Source organism: Arthrobacter sp. AG258 (genome assembly GCF_004364695.1).
In the GTDB taxonomy this organism is placed as follows: Bacteria; Actinomycetota; Actinomycetes; order Actinomycetales; family Micrococcaceae; genus Arthrobacter.
In genome coordinates this window covers 60,981-74,563 of the sequence record NZ_SOBI01000003.1, presented here as the reverse complement: position 1 = coordinate 74,563, position 13,583 = coordinate 60,981, and the positions used below count along the sequence as shown (strand labels likewise).

At 66.7% G+C, this 13,583-nt stretch carries 13 protein-coding genes, 1 tRNA gene, 1 other RNA gene and 1 pseudogene; 6 read left to right on the top strand and 10 right to left on the bottom strand.

Annotated features, from left to right (window positions below; translation table 11 throughout):
* Nucleotides 1–15: 15 nt before the first annotated feature.
* The 4 genes from DFO47_RS06645 to DFO47_RS06630 all read right to left on the bottom strand — a co-directional run bounded on the left by DFO47_RS06645 (nt 16) and on the right by DFO47_RS06630 (nt 2,340).
* A complete protein-coding gene (locus tag DFO47_RS06645) occupies nt 16–348 on the bottom strand; it encodes a hypothetical protein (protein WP_018763151.1) in 333 nt (110 codons plus the stop codon).
* The gene (locus DFO47_RS06640) at nt 345–1,277 is read right to left on the bottom strand and encodes a 3-methyladenine DNA glycosylase (protein ID WP_133831119.1); all 933 of its coding nucleotides are present in this window, start codon (nt 1,275–1,277) and stop codon (nt 345–347) included. The genes DFO47_RS06645 and DFO47_RS06640 overlap by 4 nt, the downstream gene beginning before the upstream one ends.
* Nucleotides 1,255–1,785: an SSI family serine proteinase inhibitor gene (locus DFO47_RS06635; protein ID WP_166651681.1), complete on the bottom strand. Its 531-nt coding sequence runs from the start codon at nt 1,783–1,785 to the stop codon at nt 1,255–1,257. Before DFO47_RS06635 ends, DFO47_RS06640 begins: the two co-directional genes overlap by 23 nt.
* A gap of 90 nt (nt 1,786–1,875) precedes the next feature.
* On the bottom strand, nt 1,876–2,340 hold the full coding sequence (locus DFO47_RS06630; RefSeq protein ID WP_133831118.1) for a MarR family transcriptional regulator: 465 nt from the start codon (nt 2,338–2,340) through the stop codon (nt 1,876–1,878).
* Nucleotides 2,341–2,418: 78 nt separating this feature from the next.
* Between DFO47_RS06630 and DFO47_RS06625 the strand changes: the two genes are divergently transcribed.
* Together DFO47_RS06625 and DFO47_RS06620 are read left to right on the top strand one after the other, a co-directional pair.
* Entirely contained in the window at nt 2,419–2,661 is a 243-nt protein-coding gene (locus tag DFO47_RS06625; RefSeq protein ID WP_018763155.1) for a hypothetical protein, read from the top strand.
* A 118-nt stretch (nt 2,662–2,779) separates the two neighbouring features.
* Nucleotides 2,780–2,995 (top strand): hypothetical protein, encoded by a 216-nt coding sequence (locus DFO47_RS06620; RefSeq protein ID WP_133831117.1) that lies wholly within the window; start codon nt 2,780–2,782, stop codon nt 2,993–2,995.
* Between the two features lie 59 nt (nt 2,996–3,054).
* Here DFO47_RS06620 and DFO47_RS06615 read toward each other — a convergent pair whose 3' ends face one another.
* The 4 genes from DFO47_RS06615 to ffs all read right to left on the bottom strand — a co-directional run bounded on the left by DFO47_RS06615 (nt 3,055) and on the right by ffs (nt 8,713).
* Nucleotides 3,055–4,413: an aspartate kinase gene (locus DFO47_RS06615; protein ID WP_018763157.1), complete on the bottom strand. Its 1,359-nt coding sequence runs from the start codon at nt 4,411–4,413 to the stop codon at nt 3,055–3,057.
* A 236-nt stretch (nt 4,414–4,649) separates the two neighbouring features.
* Entirely contained in the window at nt 4,650–5,249 is a 600-nt protein-coding gene (gene recR, locus DFO47_RS06610) for a recombination mediator RecR (RefSeq protein ID WP_018763158.1), read from the bottom strand.
* Nucleotides 5,250–5,325: 76 nt separating this feature from the next.
* Nucleotides 5,326–8,565 carry a DNA polymerase III subunit gamma and tau gene (locus DFO47_RS06605; protein WP_133831116.1) on the bottom strand — a complete coding sequence of 1,080 codons (3,240 nt, stop codon included), beginning with the start codon at nt 8,563–8,565 and terminating at the stop codon, nt 5,326–5,328.
* Nucleotides 8,566–8,616: 51 nt separating this feature from the next.
* Nucleotides 8,617–8,713: signal recognition particle sRNA small type (gene ffs, locus DFO47_RS06600), an RNA gene on the bottom strand.
* Nucleotides 8,714–9,098: 385 nt separating this feature from the next.
* Between ffs and DFO47_RS06595 the strand changes: the two genes are divergently transcribed.
* Nucleotides 9,099–9,183 (top strand) — tRNA-Ser (locus DFO47_RS06595).
* Nucleotides 9,184–9,272: 89 nt separating this feature from the next.
* Here the strand turns inward: DFO47_RS06595 and DFO47_RS06590 are convergent.
* Nucleotides 9,273–10,208 (bottom strand): oxygenase MpaB family protein, encoded by a 936-nt coding sequence (locus DFO47_RS06590; protein ID WP_018763160.1) that lies wholly within the window; start codon nt 10,206–10,208, stop codon nt 9,273–9,275.
* A 186-nt stretch (nt 10,209–10,394) separates the two neighbouring features.
* Here DFO47_RS06590 and DFO47_RS21480 point away from each other — a divergent pair.
* A pseudogene (locus DFO47_RS21480) lies at nt 10,395–11,159 on the top strand (M23 family metallopeptidase); the annotation flags it as partial.
* A gap of 74 nt (nt 11,160–11,233) precedes the next feature.
* Here DFO47_RS21480 and DFO47_RS21305 read toward each other — a convergent pair.
* A complete protein-coding gene (locus DFO47_RS21305) occupies nt 11,234–11,824 on the bottom strand; it encodes a hypothetical protein (protein WP_243835425.1) in 591 nt (196 codons plus the stop codon).
* A 108-nt stretch (nt 11,825–11,932) separates the two neighbouring features.
* Here DFO47_RS21305 and DFO47_RS06580 point away from each other — a divergent pair, with 108 nt between their 5' ends.
* Nucleotides 11,933–12,445: a glutathione peroxidase gene (locus tag DFO47_RS06580; protein ID WP_018763162.1), complete on the top strand. Its 513-nt coding sequence runs from the start codon at nt 11,933–11,935 to the stop codon at nt 12,443–12,445.
* Between the two features lie 161 nt (nt 12,446–12,606).
* Complete coding sequence (locus DFO47_RS06575; protein WP_109045878.1) at nt 12,607–13,536, top strand: phosphodiesterase; 930 nt, start codon at nt 12,607–12,609, stop codon at nt 13,534–13,536.
* Nucleotides 13,537–13,583: the final 47 nt, after the last annotated feature.

The window sequence follows — 13,583 nt, the reverse complement described above, 5'->3', positions numbered from 1 at the left end:
CCCGGCGTCCGGCGGTCAGGTGGCGTTACCGCCCAGCAGGGGAGCCATGGCCTTCCACCGGGCGATCTCGCAGCCGTCCGTCCGGGTGAAGACCGAATGGACCGGGCGCCCATGGAACGTGCCGGAAACGACGGCAACCTGGGGTCCCCCGTACTGTTGGGTGCACAGCCTCGGTGGCCCGGGCCGGGGAAAGAAGATGTCCTCCCCGAATTCCTCCACGGCCGCCAGGGCGGCCTCGGGTGCCGGCAGGGTGGTTTCGGCCGCCAAAGTTCCGTCCTCCGCCACCAGCCGGAAAACGTACTCGGGGGCATCCGGGGCATCGCGGACGCTGATGGACAGGTCGATCACCTCGGCGCTCCCGCTGCGAGGGCGTCCAGGTCCAGGGCAAGCCGCTCCCGCAAGGCGGCAGCCTCAGCGGCAAAATTGCGCTGGTGCTCAACGTAGGAAGCCTTACCCTGCGGAGTTTCGATGGGAATGGCGGGATAGCCCCACTCGGCGAGGTCGTACGGGGAGGCCTGCATGTCCATGGCCCGGATGCGCCAGGAGAGTTCGAAGCAGTCCATGACCAGTTCGCTCGAAAGGGCCGGCAGCAGCTTGTACGCCCACTTGTAGAGGTCCATGTTGGCGTGCAGGCAGCCCGGCTGCTCCAGGTGGCGCTGCGATTCACGGCTGGGTGAATACTCGTTGAGCGGAATGGCATCCGGGGTGTAGAACCGGAACGCGTCAAAGTGGGTGCACCGGATCTTGTTGTCCTCCACCACCTTGTCCGTACCTGCTGATCCCAGCCGCAGGTGCAGGTATTCGTGGCGCAGATCGAACTTGTCCTGCCGGTAGACCATGGCCCATTCATGCAGGCCGAAGCAGCCGAACTGTGCAGGCCGTGCCGCCGTGCCGCGAAGGATCACCCCCGCGAACGCCACTGCCTCCTTGCGGTCGGCAAGGAAGGCGGCCCGGTCAAAGGTGACTGCCATGCTCCCCGCAGCCAGCCCCAGCGAGGCAAGCTCGCCGTCGTCGAGCGCCCGGTAGTGCTTCCAGCCTTGCCGGGCGGCTGCCTGCCTGCCGGTGAGGACGGTCCCGGACCCCGGGTGCCAGCGCTTCAGCTGGCCCGGCTTCTGGGTGTAATAGGTGAAAAGGAAATCTTCCACCGGATGCTTCTGCCCGGCCGACCGGCGGGCAAGATAAGGATCGGCGTAGCGGCTGACGCGCTGCAGGTGGGCTTCCTCCCGTGCCTGGGCGCTGTCCTCCGCCAGCACGCTAAGAGGCTCCACCGGCGGCACCGAGCACATCCTTGGCAGCGTCCCACGCACTGATTTCACATCCGTTGGTCCGGGCGAAGGAGGATTCGACGGCGACGCCATCCACGGCCCCGGTCACAGTCGCTTTCTGCGGGCCGCCATACTGCTGGGTGCAGGTCCGGTCGCTTCCCGGTGCGGCCTGGGCCACGATGGCGGGGTTCGCCTTGAGGGCCGCGCAGGCAGCAGCAGGATCCGGGTGGCGGCTTTCCGCGGCGGGGGTTCCGGAGGAGCAGACCAAAATGTAGTCGAGCGCGGGTGCGCCCTCGGACGGCATCACGGTAATGGCAAGCTTGGCGTTGCCCTGCCCCGGCCCGTTGCCGGGACGTGACGTTGCGGGCGCGGGGGCCGCGGCCGAAGTTTCAGTATCGGGAGAGGGCCCTGCGGGTGAACTGCCGGACGCGGAGGGCCCGCCGTTGGACGAACCGCCGCAACCGGAGAGCAGCCCGGAACCCATGGCCAGGACCGCTGCGGCCAATCGTAGGTTACGCATCAGGCCACCTCCCCTTCGTCATGCCATTCTAGTCGTCGGTTTTGCCGGAAAACCCCGGCCCGGCGGCCGGGCCGCTTGATGGATGGCCGGTCAGCGCGTGCCCTCCGACGTGGCGGCGATGAGTCCCATCATGGAGGCGTGCAGTTCGGTCACCTGTTCCCGGGTGAGGCCCAGCCGTTCCATCATGGTTCCCGGAACCTGAAGTGCTTGTTCCCGGAGCGCTCTTCCTTCGGGCGTCAGGGTCACCGCCAGGGCGCGTTCGTTGCCCTCAGCGCGTGCCCGGGTAATCAACCCTGCCGCCTCGAGCCTGCGCAGGAGTGGAGAGATGGTTGCCGGTTCCTGGGCCAAAGCCGCACTGATGTTCCTTACAGTACGCGGGCTGGTCTCCCACAGGCACAGCATCACCAGGTACTGCGGGTGTGTGAGGTTGAGTTTTTCCAACACCGGCTTGTAGGCGCCCACGACGCTTCGGGCAGCCACCGTCAGCGCAAAGCACAGCTGGTGTTCCAGCAAGAGGTCTTCATCCGCGGCATCGACGGGAGATGTGGGGGTCATGGCTTCCTTACATTGTTAGTGCACTAATTATTAGTGTACATTGACGGTAAGCAAGCATTGAGTGGAAGGAACGCGTTCATGGCCAGGGACAGGTCCGGGGACAAAGGCAACGCCTCCCAGCGCTTTATGCGCGCCACGGGAAAACTCAGGGCTGTCTTCGGCCCGGCCAACCGCTCTGCGCTGGCCCACGATATGACCGAGGAAAACCGCCGGCTGCTGGTCCAGCGCCAGGCGGAAACCCAGCAGTGGGAGACCATTACCAGGCCGGATGGCAGCACCTATGTTGTGCCCAGGAACCCTGAGGACCGTTCCTTGCGGTAGCCCTTTCGCGCCGCCGTCACCGGCGCCTTTTTCCGGCGCCGGGACTAGAATAAGGGCACTGTTTCCGCTAGGAGGCAGCAGCACTTTCGCCCGAGGTTCGGGAAGGGGGTGGGAAACAGTGGCACATGTCCTCAGCGGTTTCATGGGCCTGACCGAGAGGCTCCGCTTCTTCTTCGGCCCTGCCACACGGCTGGATGCCGACACGCCCGTGGTGCACCGACACGACCAATTTGAGCAGGCCTCCGAAGAGGATCTTTCACATTTCGTGGTGGAAACCGATTCAACGGGCCACCACTACGCAGTGCGCCGGGAAGACCTGGACCGGGAGTCCTGATACGAAAAAGCCGGGCTGCCGTTACCAAAGTAACGGCAGCCCGGCCTTTCTGTGCCTGCTCAGCGGCCGGTGCCGCCGTAAACTGTCGCTTCGCTTTCGCTGTCCAGGCCGAACGCCTGGTGGATCACGCGCACGGCCTCGTCCAGCAGGTCAGCGTGGGTTACCACCGAGATGCGGATTTCAGAGGTGGAGATCATGTTGATGTTGATGCCGGCATCGGACAGGGCCTTAAAGAACGTGGCCGAAACGCCGGGGTGTGACCGCATGCCGGCGCCGATCAGGGAGAGCTTGCCGATCTGCTCGTTGTATTCAATGGCCTCGAAGCCGATCTGGTCCTGCGCTGCGTGGAGGGCGGCCAGGGCATCGGCGCCCTCGACGATCGGCAGGGTGAAGGAGATGTCCGTCTTGCCCGTGCCGTGGGTGGAAACGTTCTGGACGATCATGTCGATGTTCGAGTGGGCGTCGGCGATGACCTGGAAGATCGCAGCGGCCTTGCCCGGAATGTCGGGAACGCCGACCACGGTGACCTTCGCTTCGGAACGGTCGTGCGCAACGCCGGAGATGATTGGCTGCTCCAAGGCAACTCCCTCTTGAGTGGTGATCTTGTCGTCGGCGCCGGGAATGACCCAGGTGCCTTCATGCTGGCTGAATGAGGAACGGACGTGCAGCGGCACACCGAACCGGCGGGCATATTCCACGCAGCGAAGGTGCAGGATTTTCGCGCCCGAGGCGGCGAGTTCCAGCATCTCCTCGCTGGATATGGTGTCGATCTTCTGGGCTGAGGGGACAACGCGCGGATCGGCCGTGTAGATGCCGTCGACGTCGGTGTAGATTTCGCACACATCCGCTTCGAGCGCCGCGGCAAGTGCCACAGCCGTTGTGTCCGAGCCGCCACGGCCCAAGGTGGTGATTTCGTTGGTGGCCCGGCTCATGCCCTGGAAACCGGCAACGATGGCGATGTTGCCCTTGTCCAGCGCAGTCCGGATGCGGTGCGGGTCGACGTCGATAATCCGGGCTTTGCCGTGAATGCCATCGGTAATCATGCCGGCCTGGGACCCGGTGAAGGACTGTGCGGACGCGCCGAGCTTGTTGATGGCCATGGCCAGCAGCGCCATGGAAATGCGCTCGCCGGCGGACAGGAGCATGTCCATTTCGCGGGCGGGAGCGGAATCTGTCACCTGCGCGGCGAGGTCCAGGAGTTCGTCCGTCGTGTCGCCCATTGCCGAGACGACAACCACCACCTCGTTGCCGGCATCCTGGGCATCGACTACGCGCTTGGCCACGCGCTTGATACCCTCGGCGTCCGCCACGGAGGAGCCGCCGAATTTCTGCACGATGAGCTGTTTGGTCACCGCGCCGGCGGCGGGCGCCACCTGCGGCTGGGTTGCGTTGTGCAGTTCGGTAGTGGGCGTACTCATGCGCGTACCTTCATCGGATCAGTTGGAGTTTTGGAGGCCATGAAGCCTGGCGGCGCGACTTCCTCCGACAGTTTATCGCCGTGCCCGGAGGGACGTTGAATTATGACCACATACCGGCCCGCGACGGGACTGGCGTGAAGGCGGCAGCCCGGCCGGACAACGCCTGGACAGGCTGGCTGTCGTCCGGCTGCAGGAAAATCCGGCCGGGCCCGGTATTGCGGCCGGCGGGCAGCCCCTCAGGCCAGGGCGTTTCGACGGCCTTCGAAGGCCCGGCCCAAAGTGACTTCGTCCGCGTATTCGAGATCGCCCCCCACCGGCAGGCCGGACGCCAGCCGGGTGACCGTGATACCGATCGTCTTAAGCATGCGGGCAAGGTAGGTCGCCGTCGCCTCGCCCTCCAGGTTGGGGTCTGTGGCGATGATGACTTCCTGGATGGCGCCGTCGTTCAGCCGCGTGAGCAGTTCGCGGATGCGAAGTTGCTCCGGCCCGACGCCGGCAATGGGATTGATCGCACCGCCAAGTACGTGGTACCTGCCACGAAAGGACCGGGTACGTTCCACGGCAAGGACGTCCTTGGACTCCTCCACCACGCAGATCACGGCCGGGTCCCTGCGCGGATCCCTGCAAATATTGCAGAGTTCCTGTTCGGTGACGTTGCCGCAGACAGTGCAGAACTTGACCTTGTCCTTGACCGTGGTGATGGCCTCGACCAGCCGTTTCATGTCCTGGGGATCAGCTTCGAGGATGTGGAACGCCAGCCGTTGCGCCGACTTGGGTCCCACCCCTGGAAGGCGTCCGAGCTCGTCAATCAGCTCCTGGACAGCACCTTCGTACACAATTCCCTCTTTAGTTCGATGTGGATGGCGGGCAGGTCACCAGGTGCGGACCAACGGTTTGTGGCGTTGTGGCCGGTCAGTACCGGGGCGCTAGGGGACTGCCGTCGTTGGACCGTTCCTCGATCAGCTTTCCGCCCAGAATACGCTCCACCGCCGCGCGTCCGAAGACACCGGACTCCTCGATGGTTTCGTCGTCGGCGCTCGGGATGTCCTGGACGTACGCGCTGGGGGCCGTTGCGGCCCTGGTGGGCGCTTTGGCACGGCCGGCCTCGGCTTCCGGGCTGTTGGACAGCCGCTGGTAGAGGCTTTGCCGCGTTTCAGGCCGTCCCGCGGAGGGCGTTGCCGCCGGAGCCTGTGGCCGCGACGGGGCAGACGTGGCGGGCCCGGCTGATGCCATGGCAAGTTCAGGTTCCGGAGCACGCATGGCCTGGGCCGGCTTGTACGTTTCCCGGACGGAGTCCGCACGACTGTTGTCGTTCACCGCTCCCACACCCCGGTCGGCCTCGGCCGTGGCCCTGGTTGCGGAGGCCGGGATAGCGGGCGGCACCTGTGCGGTGGCCGGTTCGTAATGCGGGGTCGGGGCAGGTGCCGGGGGCGCCGGTTCGTCCACGGAAGCACTGACAGGCGGCACACCCACGTTGCTCTTGTCCCCAACCACCCAGACACCGGGGGCCTGTTCGACGGCCCGGGCCCATGGGTCGTGGGCGGCTACCGCAGGCGGGGCCTCTCCGTTACCGGTATTGGCGGAAGGGGCGGTAGCGGGTCCCGCCTTAGGCGCGGCTTCTGTGCGGTTGCTGCCAGCGGGCCGGTCCGTGCCGGCGGTGGAGGCAGGCGTTGCGGTGGTGCCGGAAGCAGGGGCCGAAGGTTCCCAGTCCATGGGGGGCTCTTCATCCAGCGGCGGGGCGTCCTCGTCCCGGGGCGGGCCCCAGTCGTCGTCCGAATAGGAGTAGTCTCCGGCGGCGGAGGGGTAGGGGGACTGCGACACTGCGGGGCCGGATGCCTTGCCCGGGCCTCCGGTGCCTTCAGATGCCGGCTGGGCAGGCTCCCGGCGCTGGTTGTCCCCAGCGGACGGAGCGGCTGCGGCGGATGCCGGCGACGACGCAGCCTGGGCTGGCACGGAGGCAGGTGCAGTCACAGGGGTTACGGCCGGTGCCGGCGATGCGGCAGGTGCAGGTACTGGTGCTGCAGCCGGCGTGGCTGCGGCAGCATTGTCCGCCGTGGCAGCCGATGAAGTGGCGGGGGCCGGGGCAAGTCCCCAGGCAACGTCAGCTGACGTGGCCGGAACCACCGGACTGGCCGGAACTTTTGGGTTTGGCTCAGAGCTCGCCTGGCTGGCGCCGCCGGCAACCGCGTGGATCTGCAGGTCCATGCCAACCGTCTTGTGGATGGCCTGGCGCAAATTGTCGGAGTGGTCCGCCCGGCCGAAGGCTCCGGCGAGTCCGGGCGTGGTGAAGGAGAGGGTCAGGACGCTGCCGTCGAAGGCGCTGACCTGTGCATTCGGTTCCACCAGGGCCCAGGTGCTGCGCTTGATCTTCGAAAGGGTCTGCAGGACATCAGGCCAGGCCCTGCGGAGGACTTCAACGTCACCCATTGCCGGGGGAGCTGCCGGGGCGGACCGTGCAGGTTGCTCCTGTGGCGCCGGAGGCGTTGCCTCGGGGGCTGCTGCCGCAGCGGGCGCCTGGGGTTGGCGGCCGCGGGCCGGCTCCTCCACAGGCCAGTCGCTGGTGCTTACGCGTGGGGGAGTGAGGGGGTTGCGGGCATCCTGAGCGGGCGCGCCATGGCTGGTCCCGGAAGCGGGACCTGCAGGGGATGCCGGTCCCGCGGAAGGAGCAGGCGCCGCAGGGGTGGCCGATGCGGCCTGGGCGGGAGCGGCCTGTTCGGTTTCCTGTGGGCGGACGGCGGGCGCCGGCGAAGCATTCGATGGCTGGTCCGCCGCATCCCGGCCGGGGTGGGGAACGGGCCGGGCGGCTTCTTCGGCAGGGTGTTGGCTGGGTGACGCCGGGCCGGCGGCCACCTGCGGCTGGGCTGGGGTGGCTGGTGCCGGAACGGGTGCCGCTGGTGCCGGGACGGAGGCAGCCGGTGCGGGCGCTGAAGGCGCCGGCGCGGCTGTTGGCGGGGCCGTTGCGGCAGCGCCGACGTCGTTCCCGGCGTAGTTGAGCCGCCGCTCCACCCGGTCGATCCGTGCGGCCATGCCGCGTTCGTTCTGCTCGGAGCTGGGCAGGAGGATCCGGGCGCACAGGAGTTCAAGGTGCAGCCGCGGCGACGTGGCTCCTGTCATCTCGGTCAGGGCCGTGTTGGTAACGTCCGCAGCCCGCGACAGCTCTGCGGCGCCAAGGTTGTGCGCCTGGTTCTGAAGCCGTGCGATCTGGTCCGCCGGCATGCCCCGCAGGATGGCGTGCGCGCTTTCCGGCATGGCCTGGACGATGATGAGGTCGCGGAAGCGTTCCAGCAGGTCTTCCACGAACCGCCGGGGATCATGGCCCGTTTGGATGACCCGGTCTACGGCCCGGAAGACCGTTGCGGCGTCAGATGCGGCCACGGCCTCCACGACGTCGTCCAGCAGTGAGGCGTGGGTGTAGCCGAGGAGTGCGACGGCGAGCTCGTAGTCCAGCCCGTTGGGTCCGGCGCCTGCCATGAGCTGGTCCAGGACGGACAGGGAGTCGCGGACGGATCCGCCGCTGGCCCGGATGACCAGGGACAGCACGCCGGGAGCCACCGGAACATTCTCCTGGCGGCACAGCAGCTCAAGGTAGGCCATCAGCGGCTCGGGCGGTACCAGCCGGAACGGGTAGTGGTGGGTCCGGGAGCGGATGGTGCCGATGACCTTGTCCGGCTCCGTGGTGGCAAAGATGAACTTGATGTGTTCCGGCGGCTCTTCGACGATCTTCAGGAGGGCGTTGAACCCGGCCGAGGTGACCATGTGGGCTTCGTCGATGATGAAGATCTTGTAGCGGTCCCGGACCGGGGCGTAGGTGGCGCGCTCACGGAGGTCCCGGGCATCGTCCACGCCGCCATGGCTCGCAGCGTCGATCTCGATGACGTCGAGGGAACCCGAGCCGCCACGGGCCAGTTCCACACAGCTGGGGCAGGTTCCGCACGGGGTGTCAGTGGGGCCTTGGGCACAGTTGAGGCAGCGCGCCAGGATGCGGGCGGAGGTGGTTTTGCCGCAGCCCCTGGGACCGGAGAAAAGGTAGGCGTGGTTGACACGGTTCTTGCGCAAAGCCGTCATCAACGGTTCGGTGACATGCTCCTGCCCGATAACGTCAGCGAACGAGTCGGGACGGTATCTGCGGTACAGGGCGGTGGTAACTGTCACAGAGAAAACCCTACCAATCCGGGCTGACATCCTGCCGCCCTGTGGGGGAATAGTAAAGACCCCCCATGCACCCGCCAGAGCCCATTTACCCTTGCTACCTTCCGGTCCTGGGGGAGTTCAACAGGATGACGCCACATGAGGGGCCGTCAAACACTTTACCTGAACATGGGGCGCGACTCGAATCGGCCGGCTGCCGCGGTGACGGAGGTGGCGCGAGGCAGGAAACGCCGGTCACGTCGCGGATTTCCATTGCTTATCCCCGGGGCAGCCACGATCATTTGTATATACACCGATTGGGGCAATCTCAAGATTGTGAGGTGCGTGGCCTGGTTGAACGAACCGGACCCGGCAGCTCAACGGTGCAGCAACAGGGAATGGGCGCATTGGGGGCGTCCATTGCCGGGTCAGGGACGGAGCCTGGCGGGACCTGAAGGTCTTGCCGGGCGCGTTCGAAAACGGGCCCTGCGCGGGCCAATTGGGCGATGCGGAAAAGTTCAGGTAATCTGGTACCTGCTTTTGATTCAGAAGCAGTTGGAGAATTCGCCTAGCGGCCTATGGCGCACGCCTGGAACGCGTGTTGGGTTAACGCCCTCGGGGGTTCAAATCCCCCATTCTCCGCCGGTTGGAACCCGGCCCCGGCAGCTGCCGGGGCCGGGTTCTTTCGTTTAACCATCCAGGCCTTCCCAACGGGACAGCGGGGCAGTTTCTCAGGCCAGGTCAGCGGCGGGTTCGCCCAGGCGCCGCAGCCGTTCCCGGGCTGCTGCTTCGCTGGGACCCTTGCGCCTGCGGATGCCGCCCAGGGCGAGATGTACGACGCCGAGCACCAGCTTTGTGGCCAGCCGCACCGGAAGCGGGAAGGGGCCCAGCCGTGGAACGGAGAGGCCCAGCATCCGGCGGTACCGGGGCTCCAGGCTGTAAACGGCGGCCGCGAACAATATGCGGTAACCCGGCCTCAGCAGTGGATGCAGGGGTGCGTTGCGGATGAACTCCACCGTTTCCCTGACCCTGCCGTCAGCCCGCAGTTCGCCCTGCTCGTACCAGGCGTCCAGCTGGCTCCGCATCTGTGCCCGGGTGACTGGCGGGTCCTCCACGCCCATGAGCCGCCCGGCCTGGGCCCACTCGCGGACATAGGCATCTTCTCCGCCGGGGATCGGTCCGCCCCAGATCCGGTGGGCGGCCAGGAATCCGTCCGTGAAGGCGATGTGGATCCAGGCCGCCAGCCCGGGATCGTTGGCGCTGTAGGCGCGTTCGGTGCCGGCATTGTCCTGGTAGCTGCCTTGCACCGGTTCATGGAGCCGGCGCACGCGCCGTGAGGCCTCCTCCGCGGCGGCAGTGGAACCGTAGGTCACGGTGAAAATCCAGCGGATGGTATTGGCCAGCCGTCGGAGGGGATCCTCGCGGAAATTGGAGTGTTCATGCACGCCCGCCAGGGCACCGGGATGCAGCGACTGCATCAGCAGTGTCCGGATTCCGCCCACGATCGGGGACATGGAGCCGTGGACCGCCCACACCGCCGACCCTGGCAGGTGGTAGCCGGCATCGTCGCCCTCCGCGAGCCGCAGCGACCACTCCGGTGGTGCATCGGCGTTCCCGGAGAAAGTCTTCTTGATTTCGTCCCGCCAGGTACGAACGAAATTTCGCATGAGCCATTCTTGCCCATTTCGGCCTGTGCGTCAGTCGGCGGCTTGGCCGGCTGGCGCGTCCCTGCACCCAACGCCCACAAAAAACCCGCATTGTGCTGCTCCAGGGTTCCCCGGCGGGCGGACCTGTGGTCCCATGGGACGTACCGTCGAGACAACGCGCGGCAACCCCCGTCCTGGAGTCAATCAATGGGCAATTATTGGGTGCCCGGTAACGGCAAACCGGCCCAGCGGACATTTCCCCACCTGGTCCGTGCCGTGGCCGCCGCCGGTATGGTCGCGACTGCCGCTTGTGCAGTCAATCTTTCCGGCGGCCCCGCAGGACCCGTCCGGTTGGCAGGGGCGCTCGACCGGGCCCGGACTGCCGGTGACGTGGCGTCGGCCGGGGCGGTTGCGGGTACGGACACCCGGGGGGTGGACGGCAATACCGGGCCGCCGGCCTCGGACCAGGTTGGTGCCGGTTCCCTTCCGCCGGCCGTCGCCTCGGATCCCAATGTCACTTTGGCTTTCCCGCATGCAGCGCTGGGCGGTTTCCAGGACCCGTCGGCGGGACTGGTGGTCGGCCCGGCCGGTGCGGGCCGGCCGCCGGCAGGCTTCCTCATGGCGCCGCTCCAGTCGCTCGACCCGAGCTCGCCCTTCGGTTTCCGGGTGAGTCCCCTCAGCGGGACATCAGGAGACTTCCACCTTGGCCAGGACTACGCGGCCGCTTGCGGCACCCCCGTCTATGCGGCCGACACCGGGGTGGTCCGGGCGGCCGGATGGCATCCTTGGGGCGGAGGCAACCGGGTGGAGATCGACCACGGTGACGGCCTTATCACCACGTACAACCACCTTGAGTCGATTGGCGTCCATACCGGCGACCGGGTCCAGGTGGGCCAGGTTATCGCCCGGGTGGGAACCACGGGCTGGTCAACGGGCTGCCATCTGCACTTTGAGACCATCCAGAACGGCCGCTACACCAATCCCTTGAATTGGAGCTTCCTCCAGCTGCGCGCCGTCGGCCAATCACTCCCGGCCGGCATGGTTTCCTACGGCCCCGGGCCTGGCTTGTCCGACGGGAGGGTCAGCTGGACCATCCCGCTCCACGTGGACCGGGGATCGTCCCCGTCCGCCGGGCTGGAGGCATCGCCTGGTCCGGCGCCGCTGCTGGCTGGCCCGGCGCCGTCCGGTACCTTCTTTCCAATGTCCAACGGGCAGTTGACGACGCCGGCCCCAACGGCGTCTGCCCAGCCTTCGCCCAGTGCCCCGCCGCCGTCGTCCGATCCGACAGCCGGCAACCCGACGGCGTCGCCGTCCCCGTCTCCCAGTGAGCCGACACCAACGCCGACGCCGACGCCCACGCCCACGGATCCGAGCCCGACGCTGACGCCCACGCCCACGGATCCGAGCCCGACGCCGACACCCGCGCCTCCGGACCCGAGCCCGACGCCGAGTGAACCGACGCCCACGCCCGAACCTGCCGCGACGCCGACGCCGATGCCGAGTGAGCCGACCCCGACGCCGACGGCCACGGAGCCGACGCCTGCACCCGCACCCGCACCGGTGGAGCCGGCTCCTGCCCCGACGGCGCCTGCGACGACGGTGGCGCCGGCACACGCCCCGACAACGCTCGAGCCCACACCCGGTCCAACAACGCTGGAGCCCACGCCGGTCCCGACGACGTACTAGACGGGAAAATTCTTCAACGCCGGACCCGTACACGGAGTCGACGGCAACGAATTGCCCTTATGAGCTTCCTTTCGCAAACACAGCGCCCGGCGCCCCTGTACCCGATCCCGTTGCTCCTCAACGATGGCACCAGGACGAACTTCGGCCAGTTCAAGGGAAAAGTGGTGCTGGTGGTCAATGTCGCCTCCAACTGCGGCTTCACGCCCCAGTACGCCGGCCTCGAGGCACTCTACGGAAAATTCCGTGACCGCGGCTTTGAGGTCCTCGGTGTCCCGTGCAACCAGTTCGCCGGCCAGGAGCCCGGCACCGACAGCGAAATCGCGGAATTCTGCGAGCGCAACTTCGGCGTGACGTTCCCGCTGACAGCCAAGGCGGACGTCCGGGGCCGGAACCAGCACCTGCTGTATTCCGAGCTGACCAAGTTCCGCACCGGTTTGCTGCCGGGAGCGGTGAAGTGGAATTTCGAAAAATTCCTGGTGGGCCGTGACGGGACAGTGGCGGCCAGGTTCGGCCCCACCGTGGAGCCGGACGCGCCCAAGGTCATCGAAGCGATCGAGGAAGCGCTGGGCTGATCCGCCGGGCAGGCCGAATTAAGTCTGCAGAAGCGCAGTTCTTTTGATTTTTTCCACATCAGCTACGGCGATTCACCCCAAGTTTGCCAAATGTCTGATTGGATAAATATTACTGAAGGGTACAAGGGAAGAACGGCTTCCCACCGACCATAGAGGTAGCAATGGAGCACATCGAGGCCGAACATCCCCGGCCACGCCACTTCCTACTCCACTTGAGCGATCCCCACCTGTTGGGAGGTCCAGAACCCCTCTACGGAACCGTCGACAGCGAAGCACGCCTCATCCAGCTTTTCGAGGAAGTCAAGGCGTCCGGTGCACGGCCGGAGGCTGTGATTTTCACGGGCGACCTCGCAGACAAGGGTGATCCCGAAGCCTATGTGAAACTGCGGGCCATCGTTGACCCTGCATGTGAGGAACTCGGCGCCAAAGTGATCTGGGCCATGGGTAACCATGACGACCGTGCGAACTTCCGCCGGGGCCTGCTGGACCAGCCAGGCACCGATGAGCCGGTGGACCACAGCTACTTCATCAATGGGTTGAGAGTCATTACCTTGGACACCACCGTCCCTGGATTCCACCACGGCGAGCTGAGCACAGCACAGCTGGAGTGGCTGGCGCAGCAACTCGAAACGCCGGCCCCGGACGGCACCATCCTTGCACTCCACCACCCGCCGGTCCCGTCGGTACTCGATCTTTCGGTGCTGGTGGAGCTGCGCGACCAAGCCTCCCTGGCGGCGGTGGTCCGCAACTCTGACGTCCGCACCATCCTGGCCGGCCACCTGCACTACTCCACCACGGCCAGCTTCGCCGGTGTTCCGGTCTCGGTCGCGTCAGCATCCTGCTATACGCAGGACCTCAACGTTCCGGTGGGAGGCACCCGCGGGCAGGACGGCGGACAGGCCTTCAACCTGGTGCACGTATACGAGCACACAATCGTGCACTCGGTGGTGCCGATGGGCCGCGCGGCCACCGTGGGTGAATACGTCTCGCCCGAGGAAACCGCCCGGCGCCTGGCAGCTGCCGGAGTCCGGATTCCGGAAACCGCCAAGCAGCGCCGCAGCACCAAACAGGGCGTGGCCAGCAGCAAATAGGCGCGCCGGGTTCCGGAGCCGGCCGCCGGTAAGTCCGGGCACCCGTG

What these genes read in the sequence shown, in the direction of transcription:
- DFO47_RS06580 (WP_018763162.1), top strand. Translation starts at nt 11,933, where the DNA reads ATGAGCTTCCTTTCGCAAACACAGCGCCCGGCGCCCCTGTACCCGATC.
- DFO47_RS06630 (WP_133831118.1), bottom strand. Translation starts at nt 2,340, where the DNA reads ATGACCCCCACATCTCCCGTCGATGCCGCGGATGAAGACCTCTTGCTG.
- DFO47_RS06590 (WP_018763160.1), bottom strand. Translation starts at nt 10,208, where the DNA reads ATGCGAAATTTCGTTCGTACCTGGCGGGACGAAATCAAGAAGACTTTC.
- DFO47_RS06615 (WP_018763157.1), bottom strand. Translation starts at nt 4,413, where the DNA reads ATGAGTACGCCCACTACCGAACTGCACAACGCAACCCAGCCGCAGGTG.
- DFO47_RS06635 (WP_166651681.1), bottom strand. Translation starts at nt 1,785, where the DNA reads ATGCGTAACCTACGATTGGCCGCAGCGGTCCTGGCCATGGGTTCCGGG.
- DFO47_RS06625 (WP_018763155.1), top strand. Translation starts at nt 2,419, where the DNA reads ATGGCCAGGGACAGGTCCGGGGACAAAGGCAACGCCTCCCAGCGCTTT.
- DFO47_RS06575 (WP_109045878.1), top strand. Translation starts at nt 12,607, where the DNA reads ATGGAGCACATCGAGGCCGAACATCCCCGGCCACGCCACTTCCTACTC.